The sequence below is a fragment of the Variovorax sp. AB1(2024) genome, assembly GCF_037482385.2.
GTDB lineage: Bacteria > Pseudomonadota > Gammaproteobacteria > Burkholderiales > Burkholderiaceae_C > Variovorax.
Genome location: NZ_JBBHKP020000001.1, coordinates 1,070,001 through 1,093,401, shown reverse-complemented (window position 1 = coordinate 1,093,401; position 23,401 = coordinate 1,070,001). Strand labels below are relative to the sequence as shown.

17 protein-coding genes and 2 rRNA genes (1 of these 19 running past the window's edge) are annotated in these 23,401 nt (G+C 66.7%); 5 read left to right on the top strand and 14 right to left on the bottom strand.

Features of this window, described 5'->3' with window-relative positions; all coding sequences use genetic code 11:
- Position 1 precedes the first annotated feature (1 nt).
- The 7 genes from WIX39_RS05305 to WIX39_RS05275 form a co-directional block, all read right to left on the bottom strand.
- Positions 2-736: an IclR family transcriptional regulator gene (locus WIX39_RS05305; protein WP_106936161.1), complete on the bottom strand. Its 735-nt coding sequence runs from the start codon at positions 734-736 to the stop codon at positions 2-4.
- Positions 737-867: 131 nt separating this feature from the next.
- Positions 868-2,595 carry a urocanate hydratase gene (hutU, locus tag WIX39_RS05300; protein ID WP_106936162.1) on the bottom strand — a complete coding sequence of 576 codons (1,728 nt, stop codon included), beginning with the start codon at positions 2,593-2,595 and terminating at the stop codon, positions 868-870.
- Positions 2,596-2,625: 30 nt separating this feature from the next.
- Positions 2,626-4,185, bottom strand: coding sequence for a histidine ammonia-lyase (gene hutH, locus WIX39_RS05295; RefSeq protein WP_106936163.1), 1,560 nt, complete (start codon positions 4,183-4,185; stop codon positions 2,626-2,628).
- A 61-nt stretch (positions 4,186-4,246) separates the two neighbouring features.
- Complete coding sequence (hutC, locus tag WIX39_RS05290; RefSeq protein ID WP_106936164.1) at positions 4,247-4,984, bottom strand: histidine utilization repressor; 738 nt, start codon at positions 4,982-4,984, stop codon at positions 4,247-4,249.
- Between the two features lie 229 nt (positions 4,985-5,213).
- The gene (locus WIX39_RS05285; protein ID WP_106936165.1) at positions 5,214-6,008 is read right to left on the bottom strand and encodes an ABC transporter ATP-binding protein; all 795 of its coding nucleotides are present in this window, start codon (positions 6,006-6,008) and stop codon (positions 5,214-5,216) included.
- Positions 5,993-6,850 (bottom strand): ABC transporter permease, encoded by an 858-nt coding sequence (locus WIX39_RS05280; protein ID WP_409194612.1) that lies wholly within the window; start codon positions 6,848-6,850, stop codon positions 5,993-5,995. Before WIX39_RS05280 ends, WIX39_RS05285 begins: the two co-directional genes overlap by 16 nt.
- On the bottom strand, positions 6,831-7,802 hold the full coding sequence (locus tag WIX39_RS05275) for an ABC transporter substrate-binding protein (protein ID WP_081271417.1): 972 nt from the start codon (positions 7,800-7,802) through the stop codon (positions 6,831-6,833). The genes WIX39_RS05280 and WIX39_RS05275 overlap by 20 nt, the downstream gene beginning before the upstream one ends.
- 290 nt (positions 7,803-8,092) lie before the next feature.
- Between WIX39_RS05275 and recQ the strand changes: the two genes are divergently transcribed.
- The gene (recQ, locus tag WIX39_RS05270; protein ID WP_081271418.1) at positions 8,093-9,985 is read left to right on the top strand and encodes a DNA helicase RecQ; all 1,893 of its coding nucleotides are present in this window, start codon (positions 8,093-8,095) and stop codon (positions 9,983-9,985) included.
- A gap of 20 nt (positions 9,986-10,005) precedes the next feature.
- Entirely contained in the window at positions 10,006-10,887 is an 882-nt protein-coding gene (locus WIX39_RS05265; protein ID WP_409194611.1) for a LysR family transcriptional regulator, read from the top strand.
- Positions 10,888-10,889: 2 nt separating this feature from the next.
- On the opposite strand, the gene WIX39_RS05260 is transcribed toward WIX39_RS05265, so the two are convergent.
- The 5 genes from WIX39_RS05260 to WIX39_RS05240 form a co-directional block, all read right to left on the bottom strand.
- A complete protein-coding gene (locus WIX39_RS05260) occupies positions 10,890-11,882 on the bottom strand; it encodes a tripartite tricarboxylate transporter substrate binding protein (RefSeq protein ID WP_106936166.1) in 993 nt (330 codons plus the stop codon).
- The gene (locus tag WIX39_RS05255; RefSeq protein ID WP_409194610.1) at positions 11,879-12,718 is read right to left on the bottom strand and encodes an amidohydrolase family protein; all 840 of its coding nucleotides are present in this window, start codon (positions 12,716-12,718) and stop codon (positions 11,879-11,881) included. The genes WIX39_RS05260 and WIX39_RS05255 overlap by 4 nt, the downstream gene beginning before the upstream one ends.
- Before the next feature lie 127 nt (positions 12,719-12,845).
- Positions 12,846-14,027, bottom strand: a complete 1,182-nt coding sequence (locus WIX39_RS05250; protein WP_409194609.1) for a nucleoside hydrolase — start codon at positions 14,025-14,027, stop codon at positions 12,846-12,848.
- Positions 14,028-14,181: 154 nt separating this feature from the next.
- On the bottom strand, positions 14,182-15,804 hold the full coding sequence (locus tag WIX39_RS05245) for a S41 family peptidase (protein WP_409194608.1): 1,623 nt from the start codon (positions 15,802-15,804) through the stop codon (positions 14,182-14,184).
- 120 nt (positions 15,805-15,924) lie between these two features.
- Positions 15,925-18,249: an ATP-binding protein gene (locus WIX39_RS05240; protein WP_081271423.1), complete on the bottom strand. Its 2,325-nt coding sequence runs from the start codon at positions 18,247-18,249 to the stop codon at positions 15,925-15,927.
- A gap of 115 nt (positions 18,250-18,364) precedes the next feature.
- Here WIX39_RS05240 and WIX39_RS05235 point away from each other — a divergent pair, with 115 nt between their 5' ends.
- From WIX39_RS05235 to WIX39_RS05225, 3 genes are all read left to right on the top strand, one after another.
- Positions 18,365-19,564: a threonine ammonia-lyase gene (locus tag WIX39_RS05235; RefSeq protein ID WP_199851866.1), complete on the top strand. Its 1,200-nt coding sequence runs from the start codon at positions 18,365-18,367 to the stop codon at positions 19,562-19,564.
- 114 nt (positions 19,565-19,678) lie between these two features.
- A complete protein-coding gene (locus WIX39_RS05230; protein WP_172839973.1) occupies positions 19,679-19,831 on the top strand; it encodes a hypothetical protein in 153 nt (50 codons plus the stop codon).
- A gap of 153 nt (positions 19,832-19,984) precedes the next feature.
- The gene (locus tag WIX39_RS05225) at positions 19,985-21,856 is read left to right on the top strand and encodes a phosphoenolpyruvate carboxykinase (GTP) (protein WP_409194607.1); all 1,872 of its coding nucleotides are present in this window, start codon (positions 19,985-19,987) and stop codon (positions 21,854-21,856) included.
- A gap of 139 nt (positions 21,857-21,995) precedes the next feature.
- Here WIX39_RS05225 and rrf read toward each other — a convergent pair.
- Both rrf and WIX39_RS05215 read right to left on the bottom strand, forming a co-directional pair.
- Positions 21,996-22,108, bottom strand: a 5S ribosomal RNA gene (gene rrf, locus WIX39_RS05220).
- A 131-nt stretch (positions 22,109-22,239) separates the two neighbouring features.
- Positions 22,240-23,401, bottom strand: a 23S ribosomal RNA gene (locus tag WIX39_RS05215); it runs 1,709 nt beyond the window's last position.

Here is a 23,401-nt window from a genome sequence, read left to right as displayed (position 1 = left end):
ACTACTGCAGGGCGCGAGAGATGCGGGCCGCCGTGACGACGGTCATGTGGAGCAATGCAGCTTCCATGCCCTCGACCCGCGTGAGCGGCGCCATGAGCGTGATCGCGCCGCGCAGCCGGCGGCCCGAGGCCAGCACCGGCGCGCTCGCGCCCCACACGCCGGCATCGACCTCGCCGTGGGTCACGGCATGGCCGGCTTCGCGGATGGCATCGAGTTCGGCGGCGCGTTCGGCGCGGCGTTCGGGGCTCTCGCCGAGCCCGTCGAGCAGCGCGTCGCGCTGGTCCGGCGGCATGTGGGCCAGCAGGCACTTGGCGCTGGCGCCGTCGCGCGCGGGCACGCTGCGGCCGCGGTCGAAGGAGCAGCGCAGCGACTGCTCGCTGTCGATCATCTCCAGGCAGACCACGCGGTCGTTCACCGCCGTGACCAGCGCCACGCTTTCATGCGTCTGCCGGGCCAGCTCGCGCATGTCGGTGCGCGCCGCCATCACGAGGTCGGAGTTGCCGTCGAAGCCGGTGGCGAGCTGCACGCTCACCGGGCCCGGCGAGTAGCGGCCTTCCGACTCCATCACGAAGCCCCAGCGGCGCAACGTGGCGATCTGCCGGTACAGCGTGCTCTGCGACAGGCCGGTGGCCTGCACCAGCTCGGCCGCCGTCATCGCCGACTTGCTCTGCGCCAGCACCGACAGCACGAACAGGGCGCGGTCGTTGTGGGCGGGAGCGTCGGTCGGAGACGTCATCGGAGGCAGTCGCTGGCGGTCGAAAGTGGATGAAGCGGCGTGCAGTATCTTGCTCGCCGTTCTCACTTCCAAGCCTTGATTCCCATTCGATGGGAATGAGCGCGTTTTTTCTTTCTACCTTCGTCTTACCGTCACTTCACCATCGGCAGCTTCAGGCCCTGCTTCTTCGCGGTGGCCACGGCGATGTCGTAGCCGGCGTCGGCATGGCGCATGACGCCGGTGGCCGGGTCGTTCCACAGCACGCGCTCGATGCGCTTGGCCGCGGCGTCGGTGCCGTCGCACACGATCACCACGCCCGAGTGCTGCGAGTAGCCCATGCCCACGCCGCCGCCGTGGTGCAGGCTGACCCAGGTGGCGCCGCCTGCCGTGTTGAGCAGCGCGTTGAGCAGCGGCCAGTCGGACACGGCATCGGTGCCGTCCTTCATGGCCTCGGTCTCGCGGTTGGGGCTGGCGACCGAGCCGGTGTCCAGGTGGTCGCGGCCGATGACGATGGGCGCCTTCAGCTCGCCGTTCTTCACCATCTCGTTGAAGGCCAGTCCCGCGATGTGGCGCTCGCCCAGGCCGAGCCAGCAGATGCGCGCCGGCAGGCCCTGGAAGCTGATGCGCTCGCGCGCCATGTCGAGCCAGCGGTGGGTGTGCTTGTTCTCGGGGAACAGCTCCTTGATCTTGGCGTCGGTCTTGTAGATGTCTTCCGGGTCGCCCGAAAGCGCCACCCAGCGGAACGGGCCCTTGCCTTCGCAGAACAGCGGGCGGATGTAGGCGGGCACGAAGCCGGGGAAGTCGAAGGCGTTCTTCACGCCTTCGTCGAAGGCCACCTGGCGGATGTTGTTGCCGTAGTCGACCGTGGGGATGCCCATGGCCTGGAAGTCGAGCATGGCCTGCACGTGCACGGCGCACGACCTGGCGGCGGCCTTCTTGAGCGCGTCGTGCTGCGAGGCGTCCTTCATGGCGGCCTGCCATTGCGGCACGCTCCAGCCCGAAGGCAGGTAGCCGTTGATCAGGTCGTGCGCGGAGGTCTGGTCGGTCACGAGGTCGGGCTTCAGTCCACCGGCCTTCGCGCGCTTGACCAGCTCGGGGAGGATGTCCGCCGCGTTGCCCAGCAGCGCGATCGACACGGCTTCCTTCGCGTCGCAGTGCTGCTTGATCAGCTCGAAGGCATGGTCGATGTCGCGCGCCTGCTTGTCGACGTAGCGCGTGCGCAGGCGGAAGTCGATGCTCGACTGCTGGCACTCGATGTTCAGCGACACCGCACCGGCCAGCGTGGCCGCCAGAGGCTGCGCGCCGCCCATGCCGCCCAGGCCGGCCGTGAGGATCCACTTGCCCGCGAGGCTGTTGTCGTAGTGCTGGCGGCCGGCTTCGACGAAGGTCTCGAAGGTGCCCTGCACGATGCCCTGGCTGCCGATGTAGATCCAGCTGCCGGCCGTCATCTGGCCGTACATGAAGAGGCCCTGGCGGTCGAGCTCGTTGAAGTGTTCCCAGTTGGCCCACTTCGGCACCAGGTTCGAATTGGCGAGCAGCACGCGCGGTGCGTTCTCGTGCGTCTTGAACACGCCTACGGGCTTGCCAGACTGGATGAGCAGCGTCTCGTCGTCGTTCAGTTCCTTCAGCGACGCGAGGATCTGGTCGTAGCAGGCCCAGTTGCGCGCGGCACGGCCGATGCCGCCGTACACCACCAGGTCTTGCGGGCGCTCGGCCACCTCGGCGTCGAGGTTGTTCTGCAGCATGCGGAACGGGGCTTCGGTGAGCCAGCTCTTGCAGTTGAGCTCGCTGCCGCGCGGGGCGCGGATCACGCGCGTCGGGTCATGGCGCGGGTCGGTTGCGTCGGGGTTGTTCAGGGCGAATTTCTCGGGAGCGTTCATGGCGTGGTTCTCCTATCTGTCGGATGTGTTTCAAGAGTGGCTGGGCAGGATGTCGAGCAGCGCGGCCGGCAGCTCGGCCTTCAGCGCCCACTGGCGCATGGCTTCGATGTCGGGGGCGAGGTAGCGGTCGCGTTCGAGGAAGGCGACCTTCTGGCGGATGGCAGCGAATTCGGCTTCCACCAGCGGCGAGCTCTTGAGCTTGCGCTTGAGCTCGATGCCTTGCGCGGCGGCCATGGCTTCGACGCCGACGACCACGGCCGTGTTGTCGACCATGTCGGCCAGGCGGCGGCCCGCGAAGGTGGCCATCGACACGTGGTCTTCCTGGTTGGCCGAGGTGGGCAGGCTGTCGACGCTGGCGGGGTGCGCGAGCGACTTGTTCTCCGAGGCCAGCGCCGCGGCCGTGACCTGCGCGATCATGAAACCCGAGTTGAGGCCGCCGTCGCGCACCAGGAACGGCGGCAGGCCCGACAAGCCGCTGTCGAGCAGCAGCGCAAGCCGGCGCTCGGCGATCGCGCCGACTTCGCTGACGGCCAGCGCAATGATGTCGGCCGCGAAGGCGACGGGCTCGGCGTGGAAGTTGCCGCCCGAGATGACCTCGCCCGTGTCGGTGAAGACCAGCGGGTTGTCCGATGCGGCGTTGGCTTCGATCACCAGCACGCGCGCGGCATGCGCGAGGTTGTCGAGGCACGCGCCCATGACCTGCGGAATGCAGCGCACGGAGTACGGGTCTTGCACGCGGCCGCAGTCGGCGTGCGACGGCACGATCTCGCTGCCCTCGAGCAGCGTGCGCACCGCAGCAGCTACAGCGATCTGGCCCGGCTGGCCGCGCGCGGCGTGGATGCGTGCATCGAAGGGCTTGATCGAACCCTGGATGGCCTCGAGCGACAGCGCGCCCGACATCAGCGCCGAGGCGAACACGTCTTCCGCGCCGAACAGGCCGGCCAGCGCCAGCGCGGTCGACACCTGCGTGCCGTTGAGCAGCGCCAGGCCTTCCTTGGGGCCGAGCACGAACGGTTCGAGGCCGATGCTGCGCATGGCTTCCGCGCCGCCGACCAGCTTGCCGTCGGCCAGCGTCGCCTGGCCTTCGCCGATCAGCACGCAGGCCATGTGCGCGAGCGGCGCGAGGTCGCCGGACGCACCGACCGAGCCCTTGCACGGAATGCTCGGCGTGACGCCCGCGTTGAACAGGGCCAGCAGCGCATCGACCAGCGCGGGCCGCACGCCCGAATGGCCGCGCGCCAGGCTCACCGCCTTGGTCGCAAGGATCATGCGCACGACGGGCGCAGCCAGCGGCTCGCCCGTGCCCACGCTGTGCGACAGCACCAGGTTGCGCTGCAGCTCGGCCAGGTGGTCGTTGCCGATGCGCGTGCTCGCGAGCTTGCCGAAGCCGGTGTTGATGCCGTAGACGACCTGGTCGTTCTCGACGATGTGGCGCACGGCGGCCTCTGCACGCAGCATGCCGTCGCGCACCGACGGGTCGAGCGCAAGCCGCACGCCGCCGGCCTGGATGCGACGCAGCGTCGCAAGGTCGACCTTGCCGGGCGTGAGGGTCAAGGTGGCATCTGGATGGGCGGTGTGTTTGCTTGGCATGTAAACCTGTCTATACAAGTGGTTGCGAGAGAAAACGTAGGTCTTCGAGGACGAAAAAAAACTAGCCGAAGCTCGGGTTGCCGTCGGCCTTGAAGCGGCTGCCCAGGCTGTAGCGCGAGGCGGGATGCAGGCAGCGCACCCAGGTCACGGGGGTGTTGCGTATCCAGGTGCGGCGCGTCAGCAGCAGGCAGGGGTCGGTGGGCGCCATCGCGAGCCGCTGCGCCTGCTCCAGGTTGGGCAGCACGGCGTCGACGACGTGTTCGATCTGGTCGAAGGGCACGTTGCGCACCAGGTACTCGCTGGGCGGGATGGCGCTGAAGTCCTGCTCGAGGTAGTCGGGCACGACCTGCGGATTGACGTAGCGCTCTTCGAGCTGCACCGGCGTTTCGTTCTCCAGGTGCAGGCAGGCGCTGTGGAACACCGAGTCCCCCGCGCGCAGGTCGAGCCATGCGGCCACGTCCGGAGAGGCGGCGATGCGTTCGACCTCGATCATTTCGCAGCGGTAGTCGTGCCCGCGCTGGCGGATTTCGCTGGCGATGTTGGCGATCTGCAGCAGCGTGGACTGCGGCTTGTTCTCGGCCACGAAGCTGCCGACGCCGGCCACGCGCACGATGCGGCCCTGCTCCACCAGCTCGCGCAGCGCGCGGTTCACCGTCATGCGCGCCATGCCGAACTGCGCGACCAGCTCATGCTCCGAAGGCAGGCGGTGGCCGGGCGGCCAGGTGCCGTCCTGGATCTTGCGGGAGATGTGATCCTTGACTTGCGCGTAGAGCGCGAGGGTTGGGAGGTCGCGCTTCATCTTTGCGCTTTCGGCTGCTGTTCGGGGCGTGTGCACAGGGCGCGGCTCTGTTGCCGGCCGATCAACGACGGCTCTGAACGATCACGACGATGGGGTGCCTTGCGCAGCGAAATAAAGGAGGAGCCCGAAGGGCGGGGGACATTCGCGGAGCAAGGTACCCCGTCGGCGTGAGCGCACCCCGAACGGCGCACCTCATGCACAACACGAAGAACAGAAGCGCAAGCGATCATCAATGCTCCGCCGCAGCCATCGACTCGGCGCGGATCTCTTCCGTCAGCCGCGCCTTGATTTCCATGAACTCCGGCGACGTCTTGATCGTGTAGCTGCGCGGATGCGGAAAGTCGACCGCGATCTCCGTCTTGATGCGCCCCGGCCGCGCGCTGAACACCGCCACGCGGTTGGCCATGAAGATGGCTTCGTCGATGTCGTGCGTGACGAACAGCACCGTCTTCTGCGCCGACTCCCAGATGCCCAGCAGCAACTCCTGCATCAGCACGCGCGTCTGGTTGTCGAGCGCGCCGAAAGGCTCGTCGAGCAGCAGCATCTTGGGGTCGTTGGCCAGCGCGCGCGCAATCGCCGTGCGCTGCTGCATGCCGCCCGAAAGCTGCTTCGGAAAATGGTGCTCGAAGCCGCGCAGCCCGACCTTGGCGATGAAGAACTCGCTGCGCTCCTTCTGCTCGGCCTCGCTCATGCCGCGCTCGCGCAGGCCGAAGCGGATGTTCTGCGCCACCGTGAGCCACGGGAACAGCGTGTAGCTCTGGAACACCACGCCGCGATCGGCGCCAGGGCCTTCGATGCGCTGGCCGTCGAGCAGCACCTGGCCGGTGGTCGGGAAGTCGAGCCCCGCCACAATGCGCAGCAGCGTCGACTTGCCGCAGCCCGAGGGGCCGAGGATGGTGACGAAGTCGTTCTCCTTCACCTCGAAGTCGATAGGCTGCAGCGCCTGCGTGCGCTGGCCCTTGCTGCCGGTGAAGACGCGCGAGACGCCCTGGATGAAAAGTTGGTTCTTCACAGTGCGGCCCATGCGAACAGACGGCGGTTCAATGCCTTGAAGGCGAAGTCGGACAACAGGCCGATGACGCCGATCACGATGATCCCGAAGATGATCTGGCCGGTGTTCAGCAGCGCCTGGCTGTCGGTGATCATGTGGCCGATGCCCGACGAGGAGCCGATCAGCTCCGCCACGATCACGTAGGTCCACGCCCAGCCCAGCACCAGGCGCAGCGTTTCCGCGATGCCCGGCGCGGCGCCCGGAATGAGCACGCGCGCCACGATGCCTCGGCTGTTGGCGCCCAGCGTGTAGGCCGCTTCGACGAGGTCGCGCCGCGCGCCACCCACGGTGACCGCCACCATCAGCACGATCTGGAAGAACGAGCCGATGAAGATCACCAGCAGCTTCTGCATTTCGCCCAGGCCCGCCCACAGGATGAGCAGCGGAATGAAGGCCGAGGCCGGCAGGTAGCGGCAGAACGAGACGAAGGGCTCGAAGAAGGCTTCCACCGTTTTCCATGTGCCCATGGCAATGCCCAGCGGCACCGCGAACACGGCCGCCAGCAGGAAGCCGCCGAACACGCGCCACACGCTCATGCCGATGTCGCCGATGAAGCCGTACTCGGTGAAGAGCAGCCAGCCTTCCTTGACCATGGTCGGCGGGCTCGCCAGGAAGGTCGGCGGCACGAAGCCGCCGAGCGTGGCCACGGCCCACACCAGCACGAAGACGACGAAGAACGCGAGCCCCAGCAGCACGCGCGCACGCGTGCCGATGGGTTCGAGCGGCGCGAGCGCGCGGCGGCGCGCGGGCACCGGCACGGCGGCGGACGGCGCCTGCGCCATCTGCGGCATGGCCTTACTTGACGAAGCTTGCATCGAAGGTCACGGAAAGATCTTCAGGCGCCTTGCGGATCACGCCGGCTTCCAGAAGGATGGGCGTGGCCTCCTTCATGAAGCTGGTGAGCTCGCCCGCAAAGAACTTCTGGTTGGCCGCCTTGTCCTGCCAGCGCAGGAAGGCCGACGACTTGGCGAATTGCTCGCCGCTCTGCTTCACGGCGGAGCCCATGAGTTCGTTCGACTTCTCGGGCTCTGCCTTGATCATGTCCAGCGCGTCGAAGTACGACTTGGTGAGCGCGGCGGCGGCCTTGGCATTGGCCTTGAGCCAGGTGGGCGCGCAGCCGACGGTGTCCATCACCATCGGGTAGTCGAGCGTGGTGGCCAGGATCTTGCCGGCGGCGGGGTTGGCGCGCACGGTCGAGAGGTACGGCTCGTAGGTCATGGCGGCGTCGTTCTGGCCGGCCACGAAGGCCTGGGCCGAAGCCTGCGGCGACAGCGTGGTGGTCTTCACGTCCTTCAGCGTCATGCCGTTCTTGCTGAGCATCCAGGCCAGGCCGAAGTAGGGCGCGGTGCCGGGCGCGTCCACGCCGATGGTCTTGCCCTTGAGGTCGGAGAACTTGCTGACGTCGCCGCGCACCGCGAGGCCGTCGGCGCCGTAGGACTTGTCCATCTGGAAGATCTGCACGATGGGCACGCCGTTGGCGTTCCAGGCCACGTGCGTCTCCACCGTGGTGGCCGCGCACTGGATGGCGCCGGAGGCCAGCGCCAGGTGGCGGTCCTTCTGCGGGATCATCTTGAGTTCGACGTCGAGCCCGTTCTTCTTGAAGATGCCGGCCTTGTCGGCCAGCGAGAGCGGCGCGAAGCCGGTCCAGCCCGACATGCCGAGCGCAATCTTCGTTTCCTGGGCGGCGGCCGTTCCGGCCATGCCCGCTGCACATGCACCTGCTGCCAGCAGCGAAGCGACTTTCACAACTACCGTCTTCTTGACCATGGGTACTCCTGGGTCTGTTCTTTGGAAAAAGGCTCGGCGGCGGGCCGGATGACCGGGCTGCGCGCGCCTCGCATTGTTGCCAAGCGCCCCAACTTGTATATACAGGATAACCCGGAAGGTCATTTTTGGTGCATTTCCTTGGGAAATGCACCGATTTGCTGTCTAGACAAGAAAGAGCGCGGGACGGGGGCGACCATTGCAAACCTCGTGCCACGGCCACTCGGGTGCCACTGGGGGACAATCGACGGCCCGCGCCCCTCAGCCACTTTCCGCCCCTCACTCCCCCGCCTGTGTCCTCTCTCGCTCCCCGCCCCATCGACGCCTCCGGCAGCAGCGCTCCCGCCGACATCCTCCACGAGGTCTTCGGCTATTCGCAGTTCCGGGGGGCCCAGCAGGACATCGTCGACCACGTGGTGGGCGGCGGCGACGCGCTGGTGCTGATGCCCACCGGCGGCGGCAAGTCGCTGTGCTACCAGATTCCCGCCATCGCCAGGCAGCGCGCGGGGCAAGGCGTGGCGATCGTGGTGTCGCCGCTGATCGCGCTGATGCACGACCAGGTGGGCGCGCTGCACGAGGCCGGCGTGAGCGCGGCCTTTCTCAATTCCACGCTCGACTGGGAAGAAACGCAGGACGTGGAGCGCCGCATGCTGCGCGGCGAGATCACGCTGCTGTACGCGGCACCCGAGCGGGTGAACACGCCGCGCTTCCTGTCGCAGCTCGATTCGCTCAAGGAGCGCGGCAAGCTGTCGCTCTTCGCCATCGACGAGGCGCATTGCGTGAGCCAGTGGGGCCACGACTTCCGCCCCGAGTACCGCGCGCTCACCGTGCTGCACGAGCGCTATGCGGGCGTGCCGCGCATCGCGCTCACGGCCACGGCCGACGCGCTCACGCGGGCCGACATCGTCGAGCGGCTGCAGCTGGAAGAGGCGCGCCAGTTCGTCTCCAGCTTCGACCGGCCGAACATCCGCTACACCATCGTCGAGAAGAAAGACGCCACCACGCAGCTGCTGCGCTTCATCGAGCGCGAGCACGAAGGCGACGCCGGCGTGGTCTATTGCCAGTCGCGCAAGCGGGTGGAAGACGTGGCGGTGACGCTGCGCGACGCAGGCATCAACGCCCTGCCCTATCACGCGGGCCTGGACGCGGCGGTGCGCCAGAAGCACCAGGACCGCTTCCTGCGCGAGGAAGGCATCGTGATGGTCGCGACCATCGCCTTCGGCATGGGCATCGACAAGCCCGACGTGCGCTTCGTCGGGCACCTCGACATGCCGAAGAACATCGAGGGCTACTACCAGGAAACCGGCCGCGCCGGCCGCGACGGCGGCCCGGCCGACGCCTGGATGGCCTACGGCCTGCAGGACGTGGTGAACCAGCGCCGCATGATCGACGAGAGCCCCGCCGGCGAAGAGTTCAAGCAGGTGATGCGCGGCAAGCTCGACGCGCTGCTCTCGCTGGCCGAGGCCAGCGACTGCCGCCGCGTGCGCCTGCTGGGCTACTTCGGCGAGAAGAGCACGCCCTGCGGCAACTGCGACAACTGCCTGAACCCGCCGCAGGTGTGGGACGGCACCGATGCCGCGCGCAAGCTGCTGAGCACCATCTACCGCGTGCAGCAGCTGAGCGGCATCAGCTTCGGCGCGGGGCACATCATGGACATCCTGCGCGGCAAGGCCACCGAGAAGGTCAAGCAGTTCGGGCACGAGCGGGTCAGCACCTTCGGCATCGGCGCGGAGTTCAGCGAGGTGCAGTTGCGCGGCGTGCTGCGCCAGCTGATCGCCACCGGCGCGCTGGCGGTGGACGCGGAAGCGTTCAACACGCTGAAGCTCACCGAAGGCTCGCGCGCCGTTCTCAAGGGCGAGGCGCAGGTGACGCTGCGCGAATCGGTGTCGTCGCCGGCGGAGCGCAAGTCCCGGCGCGAGAAGACCGTCAAGGGCGCGCCCTCGCCGGCCGCCGCCAAGCTCGACGACACCGGCAAGAAGCGCTTCGAGGCGCTCAAGGCCTGGCGTGCCGAGGTGGCGAAGGAACACAACCTGCCGGCCTACGTGATCTTCCACGACGCCACGCTGGCGGCCATTGCCGAGCGCGCGCCGGCGACGCTCGAAGACCTGCAGGGCATCAGCGGGATCGGCACCAAGAAGCTCGAGGCCTACGGGTCCGAAGTGCTGCGGGTCTGCGAAGCCTTCTGACGAAAAAAGAGAGCGCGGCCTTGGACACCCGGCAGATGCGCTGCGTCGTCGCGATTGCCGAGGCCGGCAGTCTCACCAAGGCCGCCGAGCGGCTGGGCCTGGCACAGCCGGCACTCACGCAGACGCTGAACCGGCTGGAGCAGGAACTCGGCACGCGGCTGTTCACGCGCTCGCGCCGCGGCGCCGCGCTGACCGATGCGGGCCTGGCCGTCATCGACGACATGCGCGCCAGCCTGGCCTACGGCGACACGGCCGCCGAGCGCGCCCGCGCAATGGGCGCCGGGCGCGCGGGCCGGCTCACGATCGGCTTCGTGACGCACGCCGTCTACGAGGTGCTGCCGAACGCGCTGCGCCGGCTGCGCGCCGGGCATCCGCAGCTCGACGTGGTGCTGCGCGAGATGAGCAATGCCGAGCAGGTGGCGGCGCTGGAGGGCGGGCGCATCGACATCGCGCTGCTGCATCCGCCGGTGTCGGTGTCGGCCCGGGTGCACGAGCTGCGACTGGGCGAGGAGTCGCTGATCGCCGCGCTGCCGGCCGCATGGCCGCTGGAGGCGGACGGCTGCGTGTCGCTCGCCGACATCGCGCGGCACGGGCTGGTGTGGTTCCCGGAGCAGCAGATCCCCGCCCTGCGCGCGCAGCTGCTGGGCGCGCTGCGCCGCGCCGGCCACGAGACGCTGGTGGTGCAGGACGCCAACCGCACGCTGACGGTGCTGTCATGCGTGGCGGCGGGCCTGGGCTGGTCGCTGCTGCCGCGCTCGGTGCGCGCGCTGCGGCACGAGGGCGTGCGCTATGCCGAGGTGCGCGATGGCGCGGGCTTGCCGCCCTTCGAACTGTCGGCGCTGTGGCTGGCGCGCTCGCGCCCGACCTTTGCCGATGCGTTCGCGGCGATGCTGCGCGGCTGACGTCAATCCATCTGGATCCTGTTGTCCTTCGCGAGCTTGGTCCACTTGGCGATCTCGGCGCGGCGGAAGCCGTCGAGTTCGGCGGGGCTGGAGCCGATCACCTCGGCACCCAGCGCTTCGAGCCGGCCGCGCACCTCGGGGTCCTTGAGCGTGGCCGCGAACTCCTTCGAGAGCCGTTCGGCCACAGGCGCGGGCGTGCCGGCCGGCACGAACACCGCGTTCCATTCGTAGACCTCGTAGCCGGGCAGGCCGGCCTCCGCCACGGTGGGCAGCTGCGGCAGGGCCGGCGCGCGCGCCTTGCCGGTCACGGCCAGCGGGCGCAGCTTGCCGTCCTTGATGAAGGGCAGGCTCGAAGCCAGGCTGGCGAAGAACACCGGCACATGCCCCGACATCACGTCGGTGAGCGCGGGACCGCCGCCCTTGTAGGCCACGTGCGTCATCTGCACGCCGGCCATCGAGGTGAACAGCTCGCCCGCCAGGTGCTGCGCCGAGCCGTTGCCCGACGAGGCGTAGTTGATGGCGCCCGGCTTCGCCCTGGCCTGCGCGATCAGGTCGGCCACGCTCTTGATCGGCGCCGACGGATTCACCACCAGCACGTTGGGCACCCTCACCAGCAGCGACACCGGCGCCAGTTCGCGCAGGGTGTCGAAGGGCATCTTGCGCAGCGCCGGGTTCTGCGCGTGGTTGGAGGCGTCGAGCAGCACGGTGTAGCCGTCGGGCGCGCTCTTGGCGACGAGGTCGCCGCCGATGGCGCCACCGGCGCCGCCGCGGTTGTCGATCACCACCGGCTGGCCCAGCTTCACCGACAGCTTGGGCGCGACGATGCGCGCCACCGCGTCGACCGTGCCGCCCGGCGGATAGCTGACGACCAGCCGCACCGGCTTGGAAGGCCATGTCTCGGCATGGGCGCAGAAACCGCTCAGCAGCAGGGCCGCGCCCGCGAGGGCGAGGGGAATGGCGCGCAGCAGTCGCGCGCGCGGAATTTCGTTGGTCATTTGTCGATGTCTCCTGTCTTGAACTTGAACAACCTGGCGGGCGTCTCGACCAGGATGCGGCGCCGCGCGGCGGCGTCGGGCACCCAGTCGGCCAGCGCCGCATGGGCGGCGGCATAGTCGGCAATCTCGCGGTGCTGGGTGTGCGGCCAGTCGCTGCCCCACACCAGGCGATCGGGGCCGAAGGCCTTCAGCAGCGCCTGGGCGGCGTCGCGCGCGGCGGCGGCTTCGGAGGCCACGGGCCAGTTGCGGTAGGCGGCCGAGAGCTTCACCCAGACGCGCCCGCAGGCCGCGGCATCGAGCAGCCAGGCAAAGCCTTCGTCGGAAGATGCAGGCGCCGATGCGGGCCGGCCGAAGTGGTCCACCACCAGCGCGCAGCCGGCGTCGAGCACGGCTTGCGCGGCCAGCGGAAGGTCGCGCGATTCGCGGTGCAGCTCCACATGCCAGTCCAATGCGCGCACGCGGGCGAAGAGCTGCCGCCAGCCGGGCTGCGAGAAATCGGGCAGCGGCATGCCCACGAGGTTGAGGCGGATGCCGCAGACACCGGCGACGGCCATCGCCTGCAGCGTGGCGTCATCCACCCCGGGGTCGACCACGGCAACGCCGCGCAGGCGCTGTGGGCAGGCGCGCAGCGCGTCGATCAGGAAGCGGTTGTCGGTGCCGAGAAAGCTGGGCTGCACCAGCACGCCGTGCGAGACGCCGTGCCCATCGAGAAGCCCGAGATATTCATCCAGCGTGGCGTCGTAGTCGGGCGCATGCCGGCGCGTCGCCGCCAGGGGCAGGCCGCGCACGAACACATGGGCATGGCTGTCGACGGCGGTGATGGCGGCGGAGGGCACGGCGTTGTCTCTGGCGGAATCGTTGTGCGTCCGCGAGGTTGCGGACGTGGGCGAGTATCCGAAGGACGGCGCCTGCCTGGAAGGTATCTCCCGGTTGTGTTTGGATAAGCGTGGCTTATGGAACCGTTCAGTTCGCAGCCGGCAGAGTGATGGGTACCGGCCGCGTCAGCAGGTCGACATAGAGCTCGAAGAAGCGCGCGTTGTCGAACTTCTTCACCACCGTCATCTTCTGCAGGGTGGGGCCGGAGGGCTGCGAGGAATAGCCGATGGAGCGCCCGTTGTCGGGCGCGCCGGGCCTGGCGATCACGTCGACGTAGCGGTCGACGGTCTGGGTGGCGTAGCTCGGGTCGATCAGGTAGGCCAGCGTGAGGGTGTCCCAGATGTTCTGGGTGTAGTTCGGGTTGGTCTCGAAGCCGTTCTTGCCGTCGAAGCCATAGCCGTTGAGCTTCTGGAACACGTCGGTCACGGCCGTAGGCTTGGCCGGGTGCGCGATGCGGTCGTAGATGGGCTTGGTGAGGAACACGGTGTCGGTCACGTCCAGCGGCACCACCACCTGCGGGATCGGCAGGCGCACCACGAACTGCGCGGCGTCGGGGTCGAACCACCAGTTGAATTCCGCCGCCTTGGTGGTGTTGCCCGGCACGTCGATGGCGCCGCCCATGTAGATGATCTGCTTGATGAGCGGCACGATCTCGGGGTTCTGCTTGACCGCGAGCGCGATGTTGGTGAGCGGGCCGATGGCCAGGATGGTGATCTCGCCGGGGTTGGCCTTCACCGTGTCGACGATGAAATCGACCGCGCCCTTGCGCTGCGCCACGGTGTGGGTGGCAAAGCCGTCGGGCGAGGGCTTGAGGTCGACGTCGGTCCTGGGCTCCGGTCCGCCCCAGGCGCCCAGGTAGCCGTCGCCGCCGGCACCCGCGGCCAGCTCGGCCTGCACGTCGGCATAGGTGTGGTTGAGCGCGTAGTTGGCTCCCACGTAGACGCCGATGCGGTCGCCCACGCCGAGCCGCTCGACCGACTTCAGCGCATCGGCCACCCCCTGCCTGAGCCACTGGTTGCCCGAAACCACGCTGATGCCCATGACCTGCACCTTGCCTTGCGCCTGCAGCTGCGCGGCCATGACGCCGAGCTGCCCGTCGTCGCTCATGGTGTTGTAGTCGCTGTCGATGATGATCTTCTGCGCGGTGGCCGCGGGCGTGCCGCCGAAGCCCGGGCCGAGGCCGATGCCTCCGCCTCCCCCGCCGCCGCCACCGCAACCAGCCAGCACCGCGATGACGACGATGAACATCGTCCCGATCCATTTGCGCATCTGCTTCTCCTAAGCGTTTGGTTTTCAGTCGAGAAAATCTGAAATACAAACGTTTCGCAAAGGTTTGCGCAAACGTTTGCCAAACTTTAGGGCGCAAGCCGGCAGCGTGGCAAGCGCTCCGGCTCAGGGTTTTCCGCGAGGCGGGATCGAAGGGTCAGCCCGGGCTGGGGGCGAAGTCGAGCAGGCGGTTGCGGCGCAGCGGCGACTGGTCGATCAGGAAAGGCGTCTCGGCTTCGGCCGGCTCGGCCTTCTCCAGGCCGCGCGCCATGGCCTTGGCCATCGGCACGGGGCAGGAGGCTCCGCTGCGCAGCGCGAGGGCCGCGGCCAGCCGAGCTTCGTTCGGGTCGCCGAGCTGGTGGTCGTAGTCGTCGGCCACGGCGCAGTTGGGCGCGAAGCCGTCGCCGTAGTCGCCGAAGCCCTGCTGGTTCACGCCCTTGACCTGGATCGCGAAGTAGGTGGTGCCGCAGTTGTCCTGCGGGTAGAAGCCGTAGGGCTTGCCGCAGGTGGTGCCGCCGACGAGGTTGACCGTCACACCCACGCCGCGCAGGCTGTTGATGACCGACTCGCTGGCCGAGCAGGTGTCGGGGCTGGTCAGCACGGTCACACGCGGCAGGCCGAGCGAAGGCAGCGCCGCGCCGGTGCGGCTGGTGCTGTAGAACGGCATCAGGCTCTGCGCCACCGAGAGGCGGAACGGGTTCTTGTCGTTGAAGGTCAGCAGCTCGAAGGTCTTGCCCGCCGTGGCCGACGGCGCGGCGATCATGTAGGCCAGCCGGCTGGCAATGGCGAGCTGGCCGCCGCCGTTGTAGCGCATGTCGAGCACGAGGTCCTGGATGCCGCCGGGGCTGGACTTGAAGGTGTTCACCGCATCGATGAGCTTCTGCTCGGAAGTCGTGATGTGGTCGTTGAACAGCAGGTAGCCCACCTTGGTGCCGCCACCCACGTCGAGGACCGTGACGTTCTGCACGGGCGTGCTCGTGACGTTGGCCGCCGCCAGGGAAAAGGAAGTGGCAGGATCGCTGCCCAGCTTGAACGTGAAGCTGTGCGACTCGCCCACCGTCTTCGGCGAGAGCGCGTTGTTGATCGTGGCGGCGTTGGCGGCTCCGGTCGCATTGACGAAATCGACGCCGTCCACGCTCAGCAGCCTGGCGCCGCGCTTGAGCCCGGCGAGGTCGGCAGGCGAGCCGGGCTCGACGAGGACCACGCGCAGTTCGCGCGGCGGGCTGGTGGCGATGGAAACGAACTCCGCGCCGTAGCTGACCGACACGCCGGCCTGCGAGAGCTGGCGGTATGCCTCGGTGTCGTACACGAAGTGGAAGCGGTCCTTGGGCCTGCCCGACGACGTGGTGAGCGGCGTCTTGAGCACGTTGAACCATGCGACGGGCGTGGCGTAGTCGGAAGCCTTGAGCGTGGCCGGCACCTCGCTGTACCAGAGGTAGGTCTCGTCGATCCAGGCGCGCACCCAGCTCTTCTCGTTGTCCAGGGAGCCGGCGCTGTCGGGATAGGCCCGGCCGGTCTCCGGATTGGTGCCGGTGCGCGGCGCGGCGCAGAGGCCGGCGACCGATGACGATGGCACGATGCCCGTGCTGTTGCTGGCGGGCGGCGTGGTGACGGGGGGCGTGGCAGCGGGCACGAGACCGATCGGCAAGCCGCCGCCGCCACCACCTCCTCCGCCTCCCCCGCCGCAGGCCGCCACGAGGCAAGCCGCTGCAAGCGCCGCACATGCCGCCCACGCCCCTGACCGCGGCGAGCGCCGCACGTCGACCTTGCGAAATTCCATCTGCTGCTCCTCCTCCTCGTGTCCGCGCCGGCGGACGGGTGTTCCGCTTGGAGGGAGAAGGCTCGCCTTCCAAGCGCTCCTGCGGGTTTCGAACCCGGTTCTTCTATCTGCCGTCCGCGGCTACTGCAGGAAGCCCATGCCGCGTGACTCGCGCACTTCGGGCTTGATGCGGTGCTCGGCCTCGAGCTGGTCGAGGAATTCGTCCGCCGAGAACTCGGTCGCGAGAATATCGGTCTGCCGTTTCACGGCCGCGAAATCCCCTGGGCACAGCTGTGTCAATTGCGCGAGCCGCGCCTGCATGGCACCCGTGATGCGCCCGGCATCGCCCGCCAGCGCCTCGGTCACGAACATGCGTTCGCGCTGCGCGGAGGTAAGCGGCATGAACTTGATCTTGAAGGTGAAGCGCCGCAGCGCCGCCTGGTCGAGCCGCTCGAGCAGGTTGGTGGTGCAGACGAAAACGCCGTTGAAGCGCTCCATGCCCTGCAGCATCTCGTTGACCTCGGTGACCTCGTAGGTGCGCTGCGCGCCTCGGCGGTCCTGCAGGAAGCTGTCGGCCTCGTCGAGCAGCAGCACGGCCTTTTCGTTCTCGGCCTCGCGGAACATGGCGGCCATGTTCTGCTCGGTCTCGCCGACGTACTTGCTCATGAGGTCGCTGGCCTGCTTGATGATGAGCGGGCGGGCCAGGGCCTTGGCGATGTGCTCGGCCAGCGCGGTCTTGCCGGTGCCGGGCGCGCCGTAGAAGCACAGCGTGCCGTGGCCGCGCGCCTTCAGCGCCTGGACGATGCGCGGTATCTCGAAGCGCGTTTCGACATTGAGCATGTCGAGGTCGTAGGTGGTGACGCTGCGGCGCTCGCCGCGGCCGGTGTCGAGCGTGCCCAGTGCGAGGTCGGCATTGCGCAGCTGGCGTTCGATGAGCGCCTCGACGGAGGCGTCGTCGGTCTTCGCGAGCCCTGCGAAGCGCACGGCGGTGCGGATCTGCGCGGGCGTGAGGCCCTTGCGCTCCGCCAGCTTGGCCGTGAAGGCCTCGGACACGACCACGCCTTCGAGCGTCTTCTTCACGAGCTGCTCGCGCGCGCCGGGCGGCGGCGACTTGAGTTCGAGGTGGTAGGCAAAGCGGCGGCGGAAGGCCGGATCGATCTGCTCGATGCGGTTGGTGACCCACAGCGTGGGCACGGGGTTGGCCTCGAGGATCTGGTTGACCCAGGCCTTGCCGCTGACGCTGCCGCTGGTGGGCGCGGGAATCTGCTCGGCGCGCGCCATGAACTGCGCAGCCTCCGTGCTGATGGGCGGGAAGACGTCCTCGACCTCGTCGAACAGCAAGGCGGCCTGCGCGCTGCCCTTGAGGAACACCTGCGCGATCTGCAGCGAGCGGTAGCGGTCGCGCCCGCTGAGCGAGTTGCCGTCGCGGTCCGCGTATTCGACTTCGAAGAGCTCCAGCCCCGCCGCTTGCGCGACGACCTTGGCCAGCTCGGTCTTGCCGGTGCCAGGCGGCCCGTAGAGCAGCACGTTGACGCCGGGCTCCTTGCGCGCGACGGCCGCGCGCAACAGGGTGACGAGCATCTGCGCGTCTTCCTGCACGAACGAGAAGTCGTGCGGCGTGAGCGCGCTCTTGGCCGAGGGCCGCGTGAACACGGCCATCAGCTCGTTGTGGTCGCGGTATTCGCGCATGAGCACCGGCGGCAGCTTCTCGCTGACCTTCATGAGGTCGGCGAGATCGGTGATGTTGTGCTCTGAGATGAGGTTCTCGACGAGGCCGATGCGTTCGAGCCGCGAACCCGCGCGCAGCGCCTCGCCGACTTCGCTCGCATTCACGCCCGCGATGTCGGCGATGGCGGCATAGGCCTCGGGTGCGTTGTTGACCTTGAACTCGACCAGCAGCGAACGCAGGTCGCGCTGGTAGCGCGCGAGCGTGCCGTACAGCAGCAGCGCGCGCTCTGCCTTGTTGAGCTGGAGCAGGCCCGCGAGCGCGTCGATGTTCTTCTCGACCAATGTCGACTGCTTGCGCAGTGCATGCGTGAGCCAGTCGCGCGTGACGGCCAGCACCGAGAGCAGGTCCTTGGGCTGGTCCTTGGCGTATTCGTCAAGGTAGAAGAACAACGTGCCCTCTTCGTACGGGCCGCGCCACACGCCGTGGCGTTCCAGCAGCGTGCGGCCGTCGAAGTCTTCGACGCCCTTCCATGCCTCGTTGCCGGCGCAGCGGCGCCCGAGGAATTCGCGCAGCCGCTGCAGCACTGCCGCGGGCCACACCAGGTGCCGGCCAGTGAGCGACAGCAGGCCGTTGATGTCGCGCCGCACGTTGAAGCGCGGCCCCTGCTTGGCAGCGAGCGTCAGCACGAAGTGCGAGCACATGAGCTCGAGCACCGGCGCCTCCTTGAGGCCGGGCGACGGCAATGCCTGCCCGCGCACCGCAGCAGCCACCACATCGACACCCGCACGCTTCGCCATCAGGCAACCTCCAACGAGGAAAATCTCGGAGAGACCATAACGCAGACTTTTGGCTTCGGGAAGACCAGCAAACGGTAAAAACCCTCATGGTGCGATTCCAGCCACAATGCGCGCCATGGTCGGAATCGAAGAAATCCAGCGCGCCGCGGCGCGCCTGCAAGGCCAGGTGCTCGATACGCCCTGCGTCGAATCGCGCACGCTGTCGGAGATCGTCGGCGCCCAGGTGTTCCTGAAGTTCGAGAACCTGCAGTTCACATCGTCGTTCAAGGAACGTGGTGCGTGCAACAAGCTGGTCGATCTTTCCGAGAACGGTACACGGGGAGTGATCGCCATGTCTGCCGGCAACCATGCGCAGGGTGTGGCCTATCACGCGCAGCGGCTCGGCCTGCGCGCGCTTATCGTGATGCCGCGCTTCACTCCCGGCGTGAAGATCGAGCGCACGCGCGGCTTCGGGGCGGAGGTGGTTCTTCACGGCGACACCCTCGATGCGGCCCGAGCCCATGCCCTGGAGCTTGCGGCGCGCGAAGGACTGACCTTCGTCCATCCCTACGACGACGAGGCGATCATCGCGGGCCAAGGCACCGTGGCGCTCGAGATGCTCGACGCGGTGCCCGATCTCGACACCCTGGTGGTGGCCGTCGGCGGCGGCGGGCTGATCGCCGGCATGGCGGTGGCGGCACGCGAGCGCAAGCCCGGCATCGAGATCGTCGGCGTGCAGACCACGCGTTTTCCGGCCATGGTCAACGCGGTCAAGGGTACGCATCATGCGCAGGGCAAGAGCACGATCGCCGAGGGCATCGCGGTCGGCACGCCGGGTGTGCTGACCCGGGAAATCATCGCAAGCAAGGTCGACGACCTGCTGCTGGTGGACGAGGGCGACATCGAGCAGGGCGTCCTGATGCTGCTGGAGATCGAAAAGACGCTGGTCGAGGGGGCCGGCGCGGCGGGGCTGGCGGCGCTGATCCGGCATCCGGAGCGCTTCAAGGGCAAGCGCGTGGGGCTGGTGCTGTCCGGCGGCAACATCGATCCGCTGCTGCTCGCAGCCATCATCGAACGAGGCATGGTCCGGGCCGGGCGGCTGGCGCGCGTGCGCGTGAGCGCGCGCGACGTGCCCGGCTCGCTGGCCCAGATCACGGCCACTGTGGCAGAAGCGGGCGCTAACGTCGACGAGGTTCATCACCAGCGCGCATTCACGATGCTGGCGGCCCAGAACGTCGACATCGAGCTGGTGCTGCAGACCCGTGGACGCGCGCACTTGGCAAGCGTGCTCACAGCGCTGAGGGATGCGGGCTTCGAGGCGGAGGAGCAGCATTGACCCTCGCCCGGCAAGAACAGCGGTGGGGGCTCGGAAGCCCCTAGAGCCGTTCAGGGCGACCCGCCGGTAAAATGCCCCTCAGTCTGTCAATTCGAGTCTTCGAGGTACTTCCCGATGTCCAACCCAACTCCCGTCGAGCCCAGCCACAGCGCTGCCGTCGAAAAGGACGCCGTCGAATCGGTCGTTCACCTGATGCCGCTGGTGCTTCCGCTGGCCGGCGGCGTGCTGATGCTGCTGCTGGCGTCTATCGCGGTGTACATGGCCTGACGCTGACAGTCATCGCCGCTTTTGTCCGCGGGCGGTGCGGCCCGCGTTGACGCAGTCTCCCGAAGCGAAACGTTTTCTCAAACGGACCTCCGTGCCTGAGCAGGTACGGCGCCCCGTTCGGAAAGACGATTTTTCAACTTAGGAGATTTTCCGATGAACGCACCCACGATGAAGGGCCTCACCATTCAGGCGCCCTCATACGTCAAGAACGCCAAGCTGATCGCCTGGGTGGCCGATATGGCCGCGCTTTGCAAACCCGAAGCCATCCATTGGTGCGACGGCAGCAAGGAAGAGTACGACCGCCTCTGCCAGCAGCTGGTCGATGCAGGCACGTTCAAGAAGCTCAATCCGGTCAAGCGCCCCAACTCGTTCCTCGCGATCTCGGATCCGAGCGACGTGGCGCGCGTCGAAGATCGGACCTACATCTGCTCCGCGCAGAAAGAGAATGCCGGCCCGACCAACAACTGGATGGCGCCCGCCGAGATGCGCGCGACTCTTCAACCGCTGTTCGACGGCTGCATGAAGGGCCGCACGATGTATGTCGTGCCGTTCAGCATGGGGCCGCTGGGCTCGCCCATTGCGCACATCGGCATCGAGCTGTCCGACTCGCCCTATGTGGCGGTCAACATGCGCATCATGACCCGCATGGGCAAGGCCGTTTACGACGTGCTGGGCACCGACGGTGAATTCGTGCCTTGCGTGCACACCGTCGGCGCACCGCTTGAAGCTGGCCAGAAGGATGTCTCCTGGCCCTGCAACAAGACCAAGTACATCGTCCACTACCCCGAGACGCGCGAGATCTGGAGCTACGGCTCCGGCTACGGCGGCAACGCACTTCTGGGCAAGAAGTGCTTCGCGCTGCGCATCGCCTCGAACATGGGCCGCGACGAGGGCTGGCTGGCCGAACACATGCTGATCCTTGGCGTGACCAATCCCGAGGGCAAGAAATACCACGTGGCGGCCGCGTTCCCGAGCGCGTGCGGCAAGACGAATTTCTCGATGCTCGTGCCCCCGGCCGGCTTCGAAGGCTGGAAGGTCACGACCATCGGCGACGACATCGCCTGGATCAAGCCGCAAGCCGATGGCTCGCTGCGTGCCATCAATCCGGAAGCTGGCTATTTCGGCGTTGCCCCCGGCACCAACATGCTGACGAACCCGAATTGCATGCGCAGCCTGGACGACGGCGTGATCTTCACCAACGTCGCGCTGACGGACGACGGCGACGTGTGGTGGGAAGGCATGGAGCAGGACGCACCGGGCAAGGCGCTGCCGGCGCACCTGATCGACTGGCAGGGCAAGGACTGGACGCCGCAGATCGCCAGGGAAACCGGCGCCAAGGCCGCTCATCCGAACGCTCGCTTCACCGTGGCGGCCACCAACAATCCCGCGCTCGACGAGGCCTGGGACGATCCGAAGGGCGTGACCATCGACGCCTTCATCTTCGGCGGCCGCCGCTCGACCACCGTGCCTCTGGTCACCGAGGCCCGCAACTGGGTCGAGGGCGTGTACATGGCAGCGACCATGGGCTCGGAAACGACCGCCGCCGCCGCCGGCCAGCAAGGCGTCGTGCGCCGCGACCCCTTCGCGATGCTGCCGTTCATGGGCTACAACATGAGCGACTACTTCCAGCACTGGCTCGACCTGGGCAAGAAGCTGGAAGCCTCTGGCGCAAAGTTGCCCAAGATCTACACGACCAACTGGTTCCGCAAGGGTGCGGACGGCAAGTTCGTGTGGCCCGGTTATGGCGAGAACATGCGCGTCCTGAAGTGGATGATCGATCGCGTCGAAGGCAACAAGCAGGACGGTGTCGAGCACATCACCGGCGTGAGCCCGCGCTATGAAGATCTGAACTGGACGGGACTGGACTTCAGTGCTGAGCAGTTTGCGACGGTGACCAGCATCGACAAGGCAGCTTGGGAAGCCGAGTTGAAGTTGCATTCCGAGCTGTTCAAGCAGCTGGAACATCATCTGCCGAAGGAATTGCCGCAGACGAAGGCTGCGATCGAGCAGCGCCTGGCGGCCTGATTAGCATCAGCGCTTAAATAAGAAAGCCCGATGGATGCGAGTCCATCGGGCTTTTTTGTTTCTGCTTATTTTGCGGTTGCCGCTCGCATAAAGCAAAAAACCCCAGTCATGACTGACTGGGGTTTTCTGGGCTGTAAGAGCCTGACGATGACCTACTTTCACACGGGAACCCGCACTATCATCGGCGCTGAGTCGTTTCACTGTCCTGTTCGGGATGGGAAGGAGTGGTACCAACTCGCTATGGTCATCAGGCATAAAGGGTTGTCTGGTTGATCGGGAGATCAACCGGACGAATTCATAGAGTTTGGAATCAGCTTTTGGCGAATTGTTTTGAATGCGTCAACTTGGCATAACACCTTGATCTGTATTTTGATCAAAGTTATAGGGTCAAGCCGCACGAGCAATTAGTATCAGTTAGCTTAACGCATTACTGCGCTTCCACACCTGACCTATCAACGTCCTGGTCTTGAACGACTCTTCAGGGGGCTCAAGGCCCCGGCAGATCTCATCTTGAAACGAGTTTCCCGCTTAGATGCTTTCAGCGGTTATCTCTTCCACACTTAGCTACTCGGCAATGCCACTGGCGTGACAACCGATACACCAGAGGTGTGTCCACTCCGGTCCTCTCGTACTAGGAGCAGGCTTCCTCAAATCTGCAGCGCCCACGGAAGATAGGGACCAAACTGTCTCACGACGTTTTAAACCCAGCTCACGTACCTCTTTAAATGGCGAACAGCCATACCCTTGGGACCGGCTACAGCCCCAGGATGAGATGAGCCGACATCGAGGTGCCAAACACCGCCGTCGATATGAACTCTTGGGCGGTATCAGCCTGTTATCCCCAGAGTACCTTTTATCCGTTGAGCGATGGCCCTTCCATACAGAACCACCGGATCACTATGTCCTGCTTTCGCATCTGCTCGACTTGTCAGTCTCGCAGTTAAGCACGCTTATGCCATTGCACTATCGTCACGATGTCCGACCGTAACTAGCGTACCTTCGAACTCCTCCGTTACGCTTTGGGAGGAGACCGCCCCAGTCAAACTGCCTACCATGCACTGTCCCCGATCCAGATAATGGACCTAGGTTAGAACCTCAAACACACCAGGGTGGTATTTCAACGTTGGCTCCACAAGATCTAGCGACCCTGCTTCAAAGCCTCCCACCTATCCTACACAGATCTGTTCAAAGTCCAATACAAAGCTACAGTAAAGGTTCATGGGGTCTTTCCGTCTTTCCGCGGGGAGATTGCATCATCACAAACATTTCAACTTCGCTGAGTCTCAGGAGGAGACAGTGTGGCCATCGTTACGCCATTCGTGCAGGTCGGAACTTACCCGACAAGGAATTTCGCTACCTTAGGACCGTTATAGTTACGGCCGCCGTTTACTGGGACTTCAATCAAGAGCTTGCACCCCATCATTTAATCTTCCAGCACCGGGCAGGCGTCACACCCTATACGTCCACTTTCGTGTTTGCAGAGTGCTGTGTTTTTAATAAACAGTCGCAGCCACCGATTTTTTGCAACCCATTCATGCTCCGTTG